The following is a 699-nucleotide window of genomic DNA, read 5'->3' on the forward strand; positions in this document are numbered from 1 at the left end:
CCAGGAACATTTGCTTTTTCTAGGTAGCTGGCTGGGACATCAATATGGTCTTTGATATTTTTAGTGACTGAGTCTTTGACTGCTTCTTTTGAAACAAGGCCGTTCAGGTTAACAGTTACATTTTTTGTAGCTACGAGATTGGTTAAATCTGCTTTTCCATCTTTAGCACCATAGACTTTAACAGTCGCTTGGTAAGCATATGTACCATTAGCACGAAGTTGGTCAAGAAGGGCTTGGCCGTCTTTACCTATAGTATTGCCGTTCAAATCCACTTCGTAGAAGTATTGACCTTTCGCCAAGCCTTCAAGTGGCAAGAGGGCTGGATTGTTAGCTGTTCCATTATCTGACCAAGGTGCCTTGTCAGAAGATTTGAGCAAGAGACGCGTCAACATACCATCTCCACCGAAAGCTTCATACGGAATGACTTGATTGACACCCGCCAAGAATGGACCAGGAACATTTGCTTTTTCTAGGTAGCTGGCTGGGACATCAATATGGTCTTTGATATTTTTAGTGACTGAGTCTTTGACTGCTTCTTTTGAAACAAGGCCGTTCAGGTTAACAGTTACATTTTTTGTAGCTACGAGATTGGTTAAATCTGCTTTTCCATCTTTAGCACCATAGACTTTAACAGTCGCTTGGTAAGCATATGTACCATTAGCACGAAGTTGGTCAAGAAGGGCTTGGCCGTCTTTACCT

1 protein-coding gene is annotated in these 699 nt (G+C 42.2%); it reads right to left on the reverse strand.

Going from position 1 to position 699, the window contains the following annotated elements; genetic code table 11:
* Positions 1-699 (reverse strand): SSURE domain-containing protein (locus D8793_RS11775; RefSeq protein WP_185761206.1); only part of this gene is annotated, 699 nt, incomplete at both ends.

The sequence above is a fragment of the Streptococcus cristatus genome (genome assembly GCF_003943465.1).
Lineage (GTDB): Bacteria > Bacillota > Bacilli > Lactobacillales > Streptococcaceae > Streptococcus > Streptococcus cristatus_C.